At 68.5% G+C, this 13,611-nt stretch carries 13 protein-coding genes; 6 read left to right on the forward strand and 7 right to left on the reverse strand.

The window, feature by feature from the left end:
• Positions 1 to 174: 174 nt before the first annotated feature.
• Positions 175 to 1,254 carry a 4-hydroxyphenylpyruvate dioxygenase gene (hppD, locus tag MKD50_RS09335; protein ID WP_252666959.1) on the reverse strand — a complete coding sequence of 360 codons (1,080 nt, stop codon included), beginning with the start codon at positions 1,252 to 1,254 and terminating at the stop codon, positions 175 to 177.
• A gap of 237 nt (positions 1,255 to 1,491) precedes the next feature.
• Here hppD and MKD50_RS09340 point away from each other — a divergent pair, with 237 nt between their 5' ends.
• Positions 1,492 to 1,965: an Lrp/AsnC family transcriptional regulator gene (locus MKD50_RS09340; protein WP_025581629.1), complete on the forward strand. Its 474-nt coding sequence runs from the start codon at positions 1,492 to 1,494 to the stop codon at positions 1,963 to 1,965.
• Between the two features lie 10 nt (positions 1,966 to 1,975).
• Here MKD50_RS09340 and MKD50_RS09345 read toward each other — a convergent pair whose 3' ends face one another.
• Positions 1,976 to 3,889 carry a PAS domain-containing hybrid sensor histidine kinase/response regulator gene (locus tag MKD50_RS09345; protein WP_252666960.1) on the reverse strand — a complete coding sequence of 638 codons (1,914 nt, stop codon included), beginning with the start codon at positions 3,887 to 3,889 and terminating at the stop codon, positions 1,976 to 1,978.
• 541 nt (positions 3,890 to 4,430) lie between these two features.
• On the opposite strand from MKD50_RS09345, the gene MKD50_RS09350 reads away from it, so the two are divergent.
• From MKD50_RS09350 to MKD50_RS09360, 3 genes are all read left to right on the forward strand, one after another.
• Positions 4,431 to 5,054, forward strand: a complete 624-nt coding sequence (locus tag MKD50_RS09350) for a response regulator transcription factor (RefSeq protein WP_115700197.1) — start codon at positions 4,431 to 4,433, stop codon at positions 5,052 to 5,054.
• A gap of 1 nt (position 5,055) precedes the next feature.
• Positions 5,056 to 5,787, forward strand: a complete 732-nt coding sequence (locus MKD50_RS09355; RefSeq protein ID WP_252666961.1) for an Hpt domain-containing protein — start codon at positions 5,056 to 5,058, stop codon at positions 5,785 to 5,787.
• Positions 5,788 to 5,982: 195 nt separating this feature from the next.
• Entirely contained in the window at positions 5,983 to 6,489 is a 507-nt protein-coding gene (locus tag MKD50_RS09360) for a hypothetical protein (protein ID WP_115700198.1), read from the forward strand.
• Between the two features lie 33 nt (positions 6,490 to 6,522).
• Here MKD50_RS09360 and MKD50_RS09365 read toward each other — a convergent pair whose 3' ends face one another.
• The 3 genes from MKD50_RS09365 to MKD50_RS09375 form a co-directional block, all read right to left on the reverse strand.
• Complete coding sequence (locus MKD50_RS09365) at positions 6,523 to 7,122, reverse strand: TetR/AcrR family transcriptional regulator (protein WP_115700199.1); 600 nt, start codon at positions 7,120 to 7,122, stop codon at positions 6,523 to 6,525.
• Between the two features lie 116 nt (positions 7,123 to 7,238).
• On the reverse strand, positions 7,239 to 8,141 hold the full coding sequence (locus MKD50_RS09370) for a patatin-like phospholipase family protein (RefSeq protein ID WP_115700200.1): 903 nt from the start codon (positions 8,139 to 8,141) through the stop codon (positions 7,239 to 7,241).
• A 205-nt stretch (positions 8,142 to 8,346) separates the two neighbouring features.
• Positions 8,347 to 9,078, reverse strand: a complete 732-nt coding sequence (locus tag MKD50_RS09375) for a YceH family protein (RefSeq protein WP_252666962.1) — start codon at positions 9,076 to 9,078, stop codon at positions 8,347 to 8,349.
• A 207-nt stretch (positions 9,079 to 9,285) separates the two neighbouring features.
• On the opposite strand from MKD50_RS09375, the gene MKD50_RS09380 reads away from it, so the two are divergent.
• On the forward strand, positions 9,286 to 11,022 hold the full coding sequence (locus MKD50_RS09380; RefSeq protein WP_115700202.1) for an FAD-dependent oxidoreductase: 1,737 nt from the start codon (positions 9,286 to 9,288) through the stop codon (positions 11,020 to 11,022).
• Positions 11,023 to 11,035: 13 nt separating this feature from the next.
• Here the strand turns inward: MKD50_RS09380 and ada are convergent, their stop codons facing one another.
• Positions 11,036 to 12,115, reverse strand: coding sequence for a bifunctional DNA-binding transcriptional regulator/O6-methylguanine-DNA methyltransferase Ada (gene ada, locus MKD50_RS09385; protein ID WP_252666963.1), 1,080 nt, complete (start codon positions 12,113 to 12,115; stop codon positions 11,036 to 11,038).
• 7 nt (positions 12,116 to 12,122) lie between these two features.
• On the reverse strand, positions 12,123 to 12,929 hold the full coding sequence (locus MKD50_RS09390; RefSeq protein WP_252666964.1) for a 2OG-Fe(II) oxygenase: 807 nt from the start codon (positions 12,927 to 12,929) through the stop codon (positions 12,123 to 12,125).
• Between the two features lie 196 nt (positions 12,930 to 13,125).
• Between MKD50_RS09390 and MKD50_RS09395 the strand changes: the two genes are divergently transcribed.
• Positions 13,126 to 13,605 (forward strand): nuclear transport factor 2 family protein, encoded by a 480-nt coding sequence (locus MKD50_RS09395; RefSeq protein WP_115700205.1) that lies wholly within the window; start codon positions 13,126 to 13,128, stop codon positions 13,603 to 13,605.
• Positions 13,606 to 13,611 lie beyond the last annotated feature (6 nt).

Here is a 13,611-nt window from a genome sequence, read left to right on the forward strand (position 1 = left end):
CCCATTCTCATGGAATGCGGGCCCGCGTCTCTGGCTGTTGTCTGAGTCGGACGCTTGGGCCTGGGGGTCGTCGCCGCGCGCGCGGCAGGGTGTCTGCCGCGCGGGGCGTGCGCGTTGCCGGACCGGCGCACCGACGAAGGCGGCCGAGACCGGTCAGGGGCAGGTCGATGCCGGTCAGGCCTCGACCTTGAGCGTGCCGCGTTCGATCTGGTCGCGTTCCAGCGACTCGAACAGTGCCTTGAAGTTGCCTTCGCCGAAGCCTTCGTCGCCCTGGCGCTGGATGAACTCGAAGAACACCGGGCCGAGCGCGGTCTTGGAGAAGATCTGCAGCAGCAGACGGGGCTTGCCGCCTTCGGTGGTGCCGTCCAGCAGGATGCCGCGCGACTTCAGTTGCTCGACGGGCTGGCCGTGGCCGGGCAGGCGGGTGTCGAGCGCCTCGTAGTAGTAGTCGTTCGGCGCGGTCATCAGCGGCACGCCGGCCAGTTGCAGGCGGTCGATGACCTCGATCAGGTTGTCGGTCAGGAAGGCGATGTGCTGGATGCCCTCGCCGTTGAAGGCCATCAGGAACTCTTCGATCTGGCCGGCGCCCTTGGACGATTCCTCGTTCAGCGGAATGCGGATTTTACCATCCGGCGCGGTCATGGCCTTGGAGGCCAGGCCGGTGTATTCGCCCTGGATATCGAAGTAGCGGATTTCGCGGAAATTGAACAGCTTTTCGTAGAAATTGGCCCAATAAGCCATGCGGCCGCGGTAGACGTTGTGGGTCAGGTGGTCGATCAGCTTGAGGCCGTGGCCGACCGGGTGGCGGTCGACGCCCTCGATGAACTCGAAGTCGATGTCATAGATCGACTTGCCTTCCTCGAAGCGGTCGATCAGGTACAGCGGCGCGCCGCCGATGCCCTTGATCGCCGGCAGGCGCAGCTCCATCGGGCCGGTCGGGATCTCGACCGGCTGCGCGCCCAGCGCCAGCGCGCGGGCGTAGGCCTTGTGCGAATCCTTGACGCGGAAAGCCATGCCGCAGGCGCTCGGGCCGTGCTCGGCGGCAAAGTAGGCGGCGTGGCTGTGCGGCTCGCGGTTGACGATGAAGTTCACTTCGCCCTGGCGGTACAGCACCACGTCCTTGGAGCGGTGCTTTGCCACCAGCGTGAAGCCCATCTGCTCGAACAGCGGCTCAAGCAGGTCGGGGGTAGGCGAGGCGAATTCCACGAATTCGAAGCCCATCAGCTGCATCGGATTGTCAAACAGGTCGGCCATGGCTTTCTCGGTAAGAACGTAGGGGCGGGAAATAATATTGTGGCTTCAGCACTTGCTTGCGCAGTCGCGCCGGGGCCAGCCGGCTCGGCACCGGACCCCTGTCTGCAGGGGTTTGCGGTGCGCTTGCTTGGGATGCAGTGTATATTCGGGGCGGCAAAATTGGATTTCGTAAAACAGGCAGGGAAACCCTAGATTATGAAATCTGATTTCCTGAATGCGTAAGATGAGGAAACCAAAGTGCAATCAATCGAGCTGGACCGCACCGATCGCCGCTTGCTCGGGGTGCTGCAGGAGAACGGGCGGGCATCCAACCTGGAACTGGCCGAGGCCATCGCGCTGTCGCCAGCGCAGACCTTGCGGCGCCACCGCCGGCTGGAAGAAGCGGGGCTGGTCAAGCGCTATGAGGCGCGGCTGGACGCCGCGGCGCTGGGTTTCGGCGTGGTGGCCTTTATCCACGTCACGATGGAGCGCGGGCATATCCGCGACCTTTCCAACTTCAAGCGCCTGGTGGCGGAACTGGCGCAGATCCAGGAGTGCTTCTCGGTGACGGGCGATATCGACTACGTGCTGAAGGTGGTCGCGCGCGACCTGAAATCGCTGTCGGATTTCCTGCTGGATACGCTGATGCGCATTCCCGGCGTCAGCGGCGTGAAATCGAGCGTGTGCCTGGACGAGATCAAGTGCACCAGCGCGGTGCCGATGGAGCCCTGAAGCGGACCGGTCAGCCCTCGGGCAGATCGGTGCGGTCGCACTGCACGTTCATCGCGCGGCAGACCGCGCACCACGATGCCCGCGCGCCGGGCGGGGCCTCGCAGCGGGAGCCGTCGCCGCTCACCGCGCCGGTGAACGGTGCCGGATCTTGCCCGTGGGCGGGGGCGGTTGGTCCCGGCTCCGGTGCGCTGGACGGCAGAGGCCGGCCGCCGCACGCCTGCGACACGGCGGTATCCAGGGCCTGCAGGCCCACCGGCTTGACCACCACGGCGTCCATGCCCGCCGCCAGCGCTGCGGCGTGATCGCCGGCGACGGCACTGGCGGTGCAACCGACGATGGGCACGCAGCGGTCGGCGTTGTCGCGGGCCCGCACCGCGCGCGTGAAGGCGAGGCCGTCCATCACTGGCATGGCGCAGTCGCAAACGATCACGTCGAAGCTGCCGCGGTCCATCACGGCCAGGGCTTCGCGGCCATCGCAAGCCGTGCTCACGCGGTGGCCCAGGTGTTCCAGCTGGCGCTGCAGCAGCAGGCGGTTGGGGGCGTGGTCGTCGATCACCAGGATGCTGGCGTTGCGCCGCGGGCAACCCGCCATGGGCAACGGCCGCACCGGCTCGGCTGGTTCGGCCGGCTGTGGCGCGCTGGCGATGGCCAGCGGCAGCGACACCGCCACGCGCGTGCCCCGGCCCGGCTCGCTGGTCAGCGTGATGCGCCCGCCCATGGCCGTGGCCAGGCGCCGGCAGATCGCCAGCCCCAGCCCGGTGCCGCCGGCGTGGGTGCGCGCGCAGCCGTGCACCTGCTCGAACGGCTGGAACAGCCGGGCCTGCGCCTCGAGGGGAATGCCGATGCCGGTGTCGGAAACGGTCAGCCCGACGTGCTGAACGCCGTCGCAGGGCGCCTGCGCGTCCAGGCTGACGTGAACCGTGCCGCTGTCGGTAAAGCGCACCGCATTGGACACCAGGTTGGCCAGGATCTGCCGGAAGCGCAGCGCGTCGACCTGATGCAGCGGCGCCAGCGCGGCGCTGACGCCGCTGGTCAGGGTCAGGCCTTTTTGCGCGGCCACGGGTCCGAAGATCAGCAGGGTATCGTCGACCAGCGCTGACAAAGACGCGGGCGCCGGATGGATGCTGAACTTGCCCGCCTCCAGCTTGGACAGGTCGAGGATGTCATCGATCAGCGCCAGCAGCCCCAGTGCCGACTTGTGCGCGGTGACCAGCTGCAGCCGCTGCCCGTCGGGCAACTGGCTTTGCGCCAGCGTCAGCTCGAGCATGCCGGTGATGGCATTCATCGGCGTGCGGATCTCGTGGCTGACCGAGGCCAGGAACGCGGACTTGGCGCGGTTGGCGGCTTCGGCCTCGGTCTTGGCCTGGGCCAGCTCGGCCAGCATCTGGTGGCGCTCGGTCAGGTCGACGCAGCCGCCGGCCAGGCCCTTGACGGTGCCGTCGGCGCCGCGCAGCGGGGTCAGCCAGTTCAGCACATGCAAGGTGCGGTCGCCCAGGCGCAGGCATCGGTCCGCGCGCAGCGGCGCGCCGTCCTCGATGACCTGGCGGTAGTCGTGCGCCAGTTCGGCCATGTCGGTGGCAAGGGGGTGTGCCGACAGCACGGCGTCCAGGGGCTGTCCCAGCAGGCTGGCGCGCGTGGCGCCCAGCAGTTCCTCATAGCCGCGGTTGCAGGCGATGAGCCGCAACGCGGCATCGCGCAGGTAGACAGGCTGCGGAATGCCGTCAAGCAGCGCGGTCTGGATGGCAACGCAGTCTTGCAGGGCGGTTTCGGCGGCACGGCGCCGGCGCATCTCGCGGTACAGCGCAATGATCCAGGCCAGCAGGCAGGGCGTGAGCGCACACAGGATGGCGGTGCACCAGCCCAGCAGATGCGCATGGGCGGCCGCTGCCGGCGCCTGGCCGGGCGCTGGCATGGTTGCTGCCATCGCAGCGGTCACCGTGCCAGGAGACAGGAAGATGGCCCGGGCCAGCGCGCACGCGGGTATCCGCGCAAGCGCGGTCGGGCCGCCCCGTGCCTTGGCCCGGGCAGGTTGGGTGGGGTCGACAGCAGCACGAAGCGGGCGCGTGATGGCGGGTGGCGAAGCAGAGGAGGGTGGACGGAGCGGCAAGCGGTTTGGCGAGGTCAGTGAACTGTCTTCACTCTAGGGGCGCGGACCCGTCATCTCATTAGGACGAATCTGAAATTGATACGGAAATTTCGAAATCGCGGGCACCTTGCCGTCCGTCGCGCCACATATGGAACACAATCTGGGCCCGCTTGCGGCGCGATCGGAAGCATGGCTGCGATGCTGGAATGCCGGCACGTTTGCGGTGCATCACATGAACGGCACCGCCGCTATGGCAAGCGCGGCCTTTCGGAAGAAACCACCCGTGCGTCGGAAATTTCTGGTTTCGTAAGGCGCTAAGGCTTAGCACAATGATGTGCCCGGTCGCGCGGAAAACGTGATCTTTGCAACGGAGTACAGTTTGACCACAATCCTGATCGTCGATGACCACCCGCCCGTGCGCGCCGTACTCAAGACGCACTTTTCCCAGGTGCTGGGCGTCACCCACGTGCTCGAGGCAGACAATGGCCAGGCAGCCATCGAGATCGTGCGGCAATACATGCCCGACGTGGTCATCCTGGATCTGGATATTCCCAAAATCAACGGCCTCGACGTGATTCCGCGCCTCAAGGCCAGCCATCCCACGGTGCGTATCCTGGTGATCTCGGGCCAGGACCAGAACGCCTTCGCCCCGCGCGCGCGCCATGCCGGCGCCCACGGCTTTGTCAGCAAGACGCAGGAACTGGCCGAAATCGTGCGGTGCACGGAGTCGGTGCTGGCGGGCTATACGGTGATGCCGGAGATCGACCACGGCAAATCCGGGCTGGCTGATGAAGCCGAGCGCCTGGCCTCGCTGTCGGACAAGGAACTGGTGGTCATGCAGATGCTGGCCAAGGGCATGTCGAACAAGGAAATCGGGCAGGTCCTGTTTATATCCAACAAGACCGTGAGCACGCACAAGACCCGGGTAATGGAAAAACTGGGCGCGAAATCGATCGTCGACGTCATCGATTTTGCGCGGCGCCACCATATTGCGGTGGGATAGCGTGGACGCGGCCGAAGCGCAGTCCCGCCCCAAGGCCTTGTTGCTGGCACCCGCCGGCGACCCGGGCTGGTTGGCGGATGCCGCGCGGATCCTGCGCCGACTCGGCTTTGTAGTGCAGATCGAGGTGGGTGCGCGGAAGGCAGATATGGCCGCCGAGGTCGAACTGGTGATGGCGAGTGCCGCCGCCGGCGTGCCTTCCTCGCTGATGCACGCATGGCGTGCCCGCGGCGCCCTTTGCGCGGTGGTGTTGCCGCCGGGCGCGGTACCGACGGCTGGCGCAGACGCCGGCGTGGCCACTCTGCCCGCGCCAGTCACCGAAGCGACCTTGCTGGCCATGCTGGCCGGCCAGCACTACGTGGCGCTGTCCGCGCGCGAGGCCGCCGGCATCGGCGAGGCCATTGCCGCGCAGACCTTCGGCAATCCGGCATTCGCCATGGAACTGCTGCAGGCGCTGGTGAGTTCGACCCGCGATGACCTGGCGCTACTGCGCCAGGCCGGGCCCGAGCTGGAGACGGTACGGGGCGTCGCGCACCGCCTCAAGGCCTCCGCTCACTATGTCGGCTGCCATGCGCTGCGGCTGACGGCGCAGCGGCTCGAACATGCCGCGCGCGATGGCGATGCAGCCACGGCCGCAGCGCTGGCCGCGATCGTGGCGCCAACCGCGGCACGGCTGCTCGGGCTGCTGGCCAGCCTGTCTCCCGCCAAGCGTTCCGATAACGCCCCCCAAACATAGCACAGCGGGAATACACCGAATTGGCGCGATGCCGGCGCTTGATTATTCTGGTGCATTGAATGGAAACAAGGCATGCATTATTGATTATCAAGAATAAAGCGCGTCGATTTATTTTGCTCGACACTGATTGAATGCCGGATGCTGCCAGGCCTCTGCCGGCAGCGGCTTCAGGCATGTACGGGGAGGAGGGCAGGGATGGCCCATATCATGGCGTCAATGCCGGATTCGGCGGTCTATTTCCACCTGGCCGCGGTGGTGCTGCTGTTGCTGGGGCTGGCCGCGTTCCGCGCGGTGGCTTATGTCATGGCCTCGCCGCATGGGCGCCTGGCGCGTGCCCGGCGCATGCTGCTGGTCAGCGCCGGCCGCGTGCTGGCGGTCGGCGCGATCTGGACCGCCATCGCCTATGGCCACGGCGTTACCGAGCGGGCCGGCGCGCACAACTGCCGCCGGGTGCCGACGGTCGATGCCGCGGCGCGCTACGCCGCCGAATACTGCTACCTGGGCGGCGAGCGGATCTTGCTGCGGATCTACGGCGCCGAACGCGGCCAGGTGCTGGCCCATCGCACCTTCACCAGTACCGGGCCGGTGCGGCTCAGCTGGGACGGGCACGCCGTGGTGTTCGATCCGGCCGCGCCGGGCCGCAAGGGCCGGCTGGCATTGCCGCCCGCGCTGCACGACCGGCTGCTGGCGCGGCTGCCCTGAGCGTGCAGGTCATCGCGCAGCTCAGGGGGCGGGCTAGCGCGGCAGCGCCAGCATGCGGGCCAGCACCGCGTCCAGGCCGTCGGGCCGCGGCAGCTGCGCGATCAGCCAGCGCACGGCGTCGGACAGCTGCTGCGCGTCGTAGTCCGGCGCAAAGCTGTGCAGGGTGGCGCCGTGCAGGAAGCAACGCAGCGCCAGCCATTCCGGCTCGGGCGGTGCGTCCGGCGGCTGGCCGAACAGCCGCTGCGGCACTGCCGCCAGCGGTTCGTGCACCGCGCGGGCAAGACGGATGTCGCCCCGCGTTGCCATCCACACCTCCAGGATCGCCAGCGATGCATGCCGTTGCGGCCGGTTTGCCAGCACATGCAGCATCAGGTGCATGCGTAGTGGCGGGCCCAGTGGCCCGAGCGCTGCCAGGCGGTCGGCTTCGCGCTCCAGCAGCGACTTCAGCATGGCCGGCAGCAGGTCGTAGCGCCCTTCCGGAAAGTGGTGGCGCAGCGAGCCGCGGCTGGTGCCCGCCAGCTCGCACACGCGCGCCTCGGAAAAGGCCGCGTAGCCTTGCTCGATGAGCAGGGTCGCGGCGGCTTCGATCAGGGACTGGCGGGTACTGGCGCTGCGTTCGGCTTGGCTGGGCATGGGCCGGATTGTAGCAACGGCGCGGCGGCGGCTTGCCATCCCCGCGGTACTGCGGCGCTTCGATCCATCCGGCAATGCAGGCCGGCGCAGTGGAGTCGCGGCGGTGAACCCGCCCGTCAGTGCGGGGCTGCCGCCGGAATGTCGGCACTGCAGCTCGGTGCCGTCTCGTCATGCGAATGGGGGGCGAGGGCGCCGGGGATGCGCGGAGTGTCGAGGCCCTTGCCGCGCAGCCACTCGGCCGTGGTGGCGGCGGCGCGATCGATCAGTTCGCCGCAGCGGGAGTAATCGTAGGGCGAGATATCGAGCGGGCACAGCGGCGGCACCACGCTGATCTGCGCCTGGCTGGCGAAGTGCTGCAGATCGTGCACCAACTGGCGCGCCACCAGCAGCGAGAGCGCGTTGAACGCATGCTCCAGCGCACCGCGCGGCGGGCGGCGCTCGGCGCAGGTAAAGCCCGCCGGCAGCACGATCACACGGGTGGCACCGAGGCCGATCGCGGTCGAAACCGGCGTATTGTTGGCCACGCCGCCGTCGATCAGGGTACGGCCCGCCAACTGCACCGGCGGGAACACCCCGGGAATGGCGGCGCTGGCCAGCACCGCGTCGACGATGCTGCCGCTGGACAGCACCACTTCGTCGCCGCTGTGCATGTCGGTCGCCACTACGTGCAGCGGCAGTTCGGCGGCCTCGAGGTTGCGCGGCCCGAAATGCCGCCCCAGCAGGCTGCGCAAACCCGTTGGCTCCACCAGGTGGCCGCGGGCACCGCCGAACATGCTCCAGACACTGCGCCAGCTCCACGGCAGGATGTCCGTGCGCCGGATCGCACGCCACAGCGAGTCGAGCCGCTGCGCGCCTTCCACGCCGGGGTTACAGGCAAAGTAGGCGCCGTTGATGGCCCCGGCCGACGCGCCGATCACGATGTCCGGCGATACGCCCCAGGCCGCAAGTTCACGCAGCATCCCGACCTGGATCGCTCCCAGGCTTCCGCCGCCGGCGAATACAAAGGCTGTCTTGTCCATGGCTGCGGCGGTCTCCCCCTGGCTTGTCGGCGTCCTGTGCAAAAGGATAGGCGACGTACGGGCCATCCGACAGTTCGGCCTGGCCACCGCGGCAGGCGTGTTTTTTTGTTTATTAGTGCAATTAACTGCCTTGAGTTTGCCCCGCCCGTTGACCTGGTTGCCAAGGGACGGGGCAGAGCGTCGAGCGGGGTGGTGGTGCCGGGAATCAGCCGAGAAACTCGTCGGCGGAGATCCCGAGCTGCGCGGCCATGTGTTCGACCAGGCCTTGCAGCCTTGCCACTTTTTCAGTCAGGGCCTGCTGCTCGGCGCGCAACTGTTCCAGTTCCGCCGACGGTGCGGCGTCGCCGTCGGCGGCACGCCCGCTGTCTTCGTCGGCCGCGGCGGCGCTGGCCTCGCCGCTCAGCAGATGCATCCAGCGGTTTTCGCGCGCACCGGGGGCGCGCGGCAACCGAACCACGCGCGGGGGCGTTTGGCTGGCCAGCTCGTCGAGGAAGGCCTCGACCGAGGAGATGTCGGCAAAGCTGTGCAGGCGCGCGGAATTCAGGCGCAGTTCCGCGGCGGTCTGCGGGCCGCGCAGCAGCAACATCGCCAGCAGCGCGACCGACTGGCTCGGCACGCCGAGCGCGCGCTGCATGTTGTGCTCGAAGCGCGGCACGCGGCTGCTGCTGCCTTCGAACACCAGGCTCAGGCCCTTGAGGCCGTCGATCGCCTCCAGGATCTCGGCCTCGCTGACGTTCATCACCGGGGCGCGCGCGGTCTTCTGGTTGCAGCCGGAAGCCAGCGCGTTGAGCGACAGAGGGTAGGTATCGGGTACGGTGTGCTGCTTTTCGACCAGCACGCCAAGCACGCGGCCCTCGACGGGCGTAAGCGGGCGCAATGCCGGGCGCGCGGGACGGTCGCTGGACGGGGTCGGATCGGATTCAGGGGTGGATGGCATCAAGTCTTCAGTATTCTGACAGTGGCGGCGCGGGCACAGGCTTGCCGGAGCGCCGAGGCGAACATTCAATCCCAAGCCGGCGCAATGCGCAACTGCCGGCGCCGGGGCCCTCGCTTTCCGCCTCGCGCCGTCTACTATCGATAAGCCGCGCCGCGGCAGCCGGGATACGGGCGATCCGGCGGATACCGATGTCATCACGGAGGCAGCATGGCGAACTCGCAGGCGCAGGCAGTGGCGGCCGAGGCGGAGCCGGGAGCAGAGGCCGGTGGCGGGCTGGAGGCACCGTACTCCACGCTGGAATCACGCTGGCACCAGATGTTCCCGCAACTGACCGCCGACGAGATGGCGCGCGTGCGCCGCTTCGGCACGCCGCAGAGCTGGCGCGCGGGCGAGAAGCTGTTTGCCATCGGCGAGGCCGGGCGCGGCATGTACCTGGTCACCAGCGGCCGCGTACGCGTGATGCGGCGCGATGGCCTGGGGCGCGAACACCAGATCACCGAGCAGGGTGCCGGCCACTTCCTGGCCGAGGTGGGTACCCTTGCCGGCCGGCCCGCGCTGGTCGACGGCGTCGCGGTCACCGAGACCCACGGCTACGTGATCATGCCGGACCGGCTGCGTGCGCTGCTGGTGGCCGAGGCCGAACTGGGCGAGCGCATCATGCGCGCGCTGATCCTGCGCCGCGTCGGTCTGATCGAGTTCGGCAGCGGCCCGGTGCTGGTGGGGCACGGCACCGAGCCGCAACTGCTGGCGCTGCAGGCCTTCCTGCGGCGCAACGGCTATCCGCATACCGTCATCGATATCGACGCCGACCGCGACTGTTCGCTGCTGCTCGACTACGCCAACGCGCCCGCGAGTGACTTTCCGCTGGTGATCTGCGCCGACGGCCGCGTGCTGCGCGCCCCGGACGAGGGGCAGCTGGCGTCGTGCCTCGGCCTGCTGCCGGAGTTCGACCCCGACCACGTCTATGACGTGGTGGTGGTCGGTGCCGGGCCGGCGGGGCTGGCGACGGCGGTCTATGCCGCGTCCGAAGGCCTGTCGGTGGCGGTGATCGATTGCCGCTCGCCGGGCGGGCAGGCGGGCGCGAGCGCGCGCATCGAGAACTACCTGGGCTTCCCGACCGGCATCTCCGGACAGGCGCTGGCCGGGCGCGCGTTCGTGCAGGCGCTCAAGTTCGGCGCGCACATCGCGATTCCGCTGGAGGTGAAGGCATTGCACTGCGGAGACGACCCGATCCGGCTGGAGCTGGCCGACGGCCGCATGGTGCCGACCCACACCGTGGTGATCGCCACCGGCGCGCAGTACCGCCGCCCCGACATCGCCGCGCTCGAGCATTTCGAAGGCCGCGGGGTGTACTACTGGGCCTCGCCGGTGGAAGCCAAGCTGTGCAAGAACGAGCCGGCGATGCTGGTGGGCGGCGGCAATTCGGCCGGGCAGGCGGCGGTGTTCCTGGCCTCGCATGCGGCGCACGTGCATATGCTGGTGCGCGGCCCGGGCCTGGCCGCCACCATGTCGCGCTACCTCATCGACCGCATCGCCGGGCTGCCGAACATCACGCTGCATACCCATGCCCAGATCAGCGCGCTGGACGGCGACGGCTGGCTCAGCGCGGTGCAATACGATTGCCGCGCCGAGCATCCCGCTCCGGTCACCATGGCGGTGCGGCACCTGTTCCTGTTCATCGGCGCCGACCCGAATGCGGCGTGGCTGCGCACCTGCCATGTCGAGGTCGATGACAAGGGCTTCGTGCGCACCGGTGGCGGCGCGCTGGGCTGCGCGTCGGCGGTGCCGTATCCGCTGCAGACCAGCGTGCCGGGGGTGTTCGCCATCGGCGACGTGCGCGCGGGATCGACCAAGCGCGTTGCCGCCGCGGTTGGCGAAGGCGCGGCGGTGGTGGCGCAGATCCACGATTACCTGGCAAAGATCCAGGCGCCCGCTTTGCGCTGAGCGGCGCGCGGCTTCAGCCCTGCGCCTCGCGCTCCAGCAGTTCACGCTTGCGCGCCACGCCCCAGCGATAGCCCGACAGGTCGCCGTCGCTGCGCACCACGCGATGGCAGGGAATCGCCACCGCCAGGTGGTTGGCCGCGCAGGCCTGCGCCACCGCGCGCACCGCGCGCGGCGCGCCGATGCGAGCCGCGATCTCGGCGTAGCTGGCGGTGCTGCCGGCCGGGATTTCACGCAACGCTTGCCATACGCGCTGCTGGAAGGCGGTGCCGCGCACGTCCAGCGGCAGTGCCAGGCCGATCGAAGGCGCTTCGATCAGGCCCACCACCTGCGCCACCAACTGCTCGAACTGCGCGTCGCCGCCGATCAGGTTGGCACGCGGGAAGCGGTCCTGCAGGTCTTGCAGCAGCGCTTGCGGATCGTCGCCCAGCAGGATCGCGCACACGCCGCGCTGGCTCTGCGCCACCAGGATCGCGCCCAGCGAGCATTGCCCGATGGCAAAGCGGATATCGATGTCGGCGCCGCCGGCGCGGTAGCGCGATGGGGTCATGCCGAGCACGGCGTCTGAGGCCTCGTAGAAGCGGCTGTTGGAGCCGAACCCGGCATCGTAGATGGCCTCGGTCACGGAGTCGCTGGTTTCCAGTTGCTGGCGCAGTTTCCTGGCCCGATGCGCGGTGGCGTACGCGCGCGGGGTCAGGCCGGTGGCGCTCTTGAACAGGCGGTGGAAGTGGTAGGGGCTGATGCCCGCGGCGCTGGCCAGCTGCGGCAGCGTGGGCACGGCGTCGGCGGCCTCGATGCGGCGGCAGGCCTCGGCCACCATGGCCGCGTGCCGTGCCGCCAGCGCAGGCGGCGTCGCACGACGGCTGGGCCGGTAGCCGGCGGCTTCGGCCGCGGCGGCGTTGTCGAAGAACTCGACATTGGCCGGATGCGGCAGGCGCGACGGGCTGCTCGGCAGGCAATACACGCCCGTGGTCCTGACCGCATAGACGAAGTCGCGGTCGGCGCCAGGGTCGCGCGCAAGCACGCGCGCCCAGCGCGGATCCTGTTCGACCTGGGTGGCTTCGGCCGCTTGTGCGGAACGGATGGATCGGTTCATGGATGCCTCACGTAGCGTCGTGGAAGATGATGCCGAGCGTGTAGCGCTGTCCGGCATGCAACCGGCTGACGCCATGCCGCAGATTGACGCGATAGCTGCCGCGGCTGCCCTGCACCGGCCGCTGGCTGACCGCGAACACCACGGCATCGCCCTGGCGCAACGTCACCACCTCGGCCCGAGACTGCATGCGCGGGCGCTGCTCGGTCAGCACGAACTCGCCGCCGGTAAAGTCGCGGCCGGGCTCGGAGAGCAGCACCGCGACCTGCAGCGGGAACACGTGCTCGCCGTACAGGTCCTGGTGCAGGCAGTTGTAGTCGCCCGGGCCGTAGCGCAGCAGCAAGGGCGTCGGCCGCGACTGCCCGGCGTGGTGGCAGCGCGCGATGAAGTCCGGGTGCGCCGCGGGATAACGGACGTCGATGCCCATCGCGGCATTCCAGCGGTTGGCCACCGGCACCAGGTGCGGGTAGAGCGCCGCGCGCAGTGCGGCGACCAGGCCGGGCAGGGGATAGCGGAAGTACTTGTATTCACCCTGGCCAAAGCCGTGCCGGCGCATTTCGATGCGCGAGCGGTAAAGCGCGTCGTTGCCATAGCCGGCGGCCAGCGCATCGCATTCGTCGGCGGACAAGAGGCCGGGGATGGCGGCGCAGCCGAAGTCATCGAGCTCGCGCTCGACCGCGGCCCAGTCGATGCCATCGACCCGGGTTGGCACATCCGCCTCATGCCGCCGCCCGACAGCCGCGCCACGTGGCTGTGGAACCGGCCGGCGCGGCCCGGCGACTGCCATTGCTGGCTGCTGAATCTGGCTGGTGCCCACTGCGAATCTCCTGTCCTGTGCTTGCATGGTGACAACTTTAGGCCTGGCCCGTGCGCAGCACACTCCGGGTCTTGCTTTTGAATTTCGTCAACCATCCTGCCTTGACAAGACAGATCTGTCTACCAATAATGAGACAGGTCTGTATCCACGCTGTTGTTTTCCCCAACCCCAATGTCTGATCCCGCAAGGAGCTCTGATGTCCACACCCATTGAAACCCGTCCGCCGCTGCCGCCGTTTACCGGCGAATCCGCTATCGCGAAGGTCCGCGCGGCCGAGGATGGCTGGAACAGCCGCGACCCGGAACGCGTGGCGCTGGCCTATACCGTCGACAGCGCCTGGCGCAACCGCGCCGAGTTCGTCAACGGCCGCACCGATATCGTCGCCTTCCTGCAGCGCAAATGGCAGAAGGAGCTGGATTACCGCCTGATCAAGGAGCTATGGGTGCACGAGGAGAACCGCATCGCCGTGCGCTTTGCCTATGAATGGCATGACGATTCCGGCAACTGGTACCGGTCATATGGCAACGAGAACTGGGAATTCGATGAGGCGGGGCTGATGCGCAGGCGCTTTGCCTGCATCAACGATGCGCCGATCCGGTCAGAGGACCGCAAGTTCCACTGGCCGCTGGGCCGGCGCCCGGATGGGCATCCGGGCTTGAGCGAGCTGGGGCTGTAATGAATT

Source organism: Cupriavidus mimosae (assembly GCF_023952485.1).
In the GTDB taxonomy this organism is placed as follows: Bacteria; Pseudomonadota; Gammaproteobacteria; order Burkholderiales; family Burkholderiaceae; genus Cupriavidus; species Cupriavidus taiwanensis_C.

Bases quoted from the DNA above. Each gene is read 5' to 3' on its own strand.
- hppD (WP_252666959.1), bottom strand. From the start codon at position 1,254: ATGGCCGACCTGTTTGACAATCCGATGCAGCTGATGGGCTTCGAATTC.
- MKD50_RS09345 (WP_252666960.1), bottom strand. From the start codon at position 3,889: ATGGCAGCAACCATGCCAGCGCCCGGCCAGGCGCCGGCAGCGGCCGCC.
- MKD50_RS09360 (WP_115700198.1), top strand. From the start codon at position 5,983: ATGGCCCATATCATGGCGTCAATGCCGGATTCGGCGGTCTATTTCCAC.
- MKD50_RS09365 (WP_115700199.1), bottom strand. From the start codon at position 7,122: ATGCCCAGCCAAGCCGAACGCAGCGCCAGTACCCGCCAGTCCCTGATC.
- MKD50_RS09370 (WP_115700200.1), bottom strand. From the start codon at position 8,141: ATGGACAAGACAGCCTTTGTATTCGCCGGCGGCGGAAGCCTGGGAGCG.
- MKD50_RS09375 (WP_252666962.1), bottom strand. From the start codon at position 9,078: ATGCCATCCACCCCTGAATCCGATCCGACCCCGTCCAGCGACCGTCCC.
- MKD50_RS09380 (WP_115700202.1), top strand. From the start codon at position 9,286: ATGGCGAACTCGCAGGCGCAGGCAGTGGCGGCCGAGGCGGAGCCGGGA.
- ada (WP_252666963.1), bottom strand. From the start codon at position 12,115: ATGAACCGATCCATCCGTTCCGCACAAGCGGCCGAAGCCACCCAGGTC.
- MKD50_RS09395 (WP_115700205.1), top strand. From the start codon at position 13,126: ATGTCCACACCCATTGAAACCCGTCCGCCGCTGCCGCCGTTTACCGGC.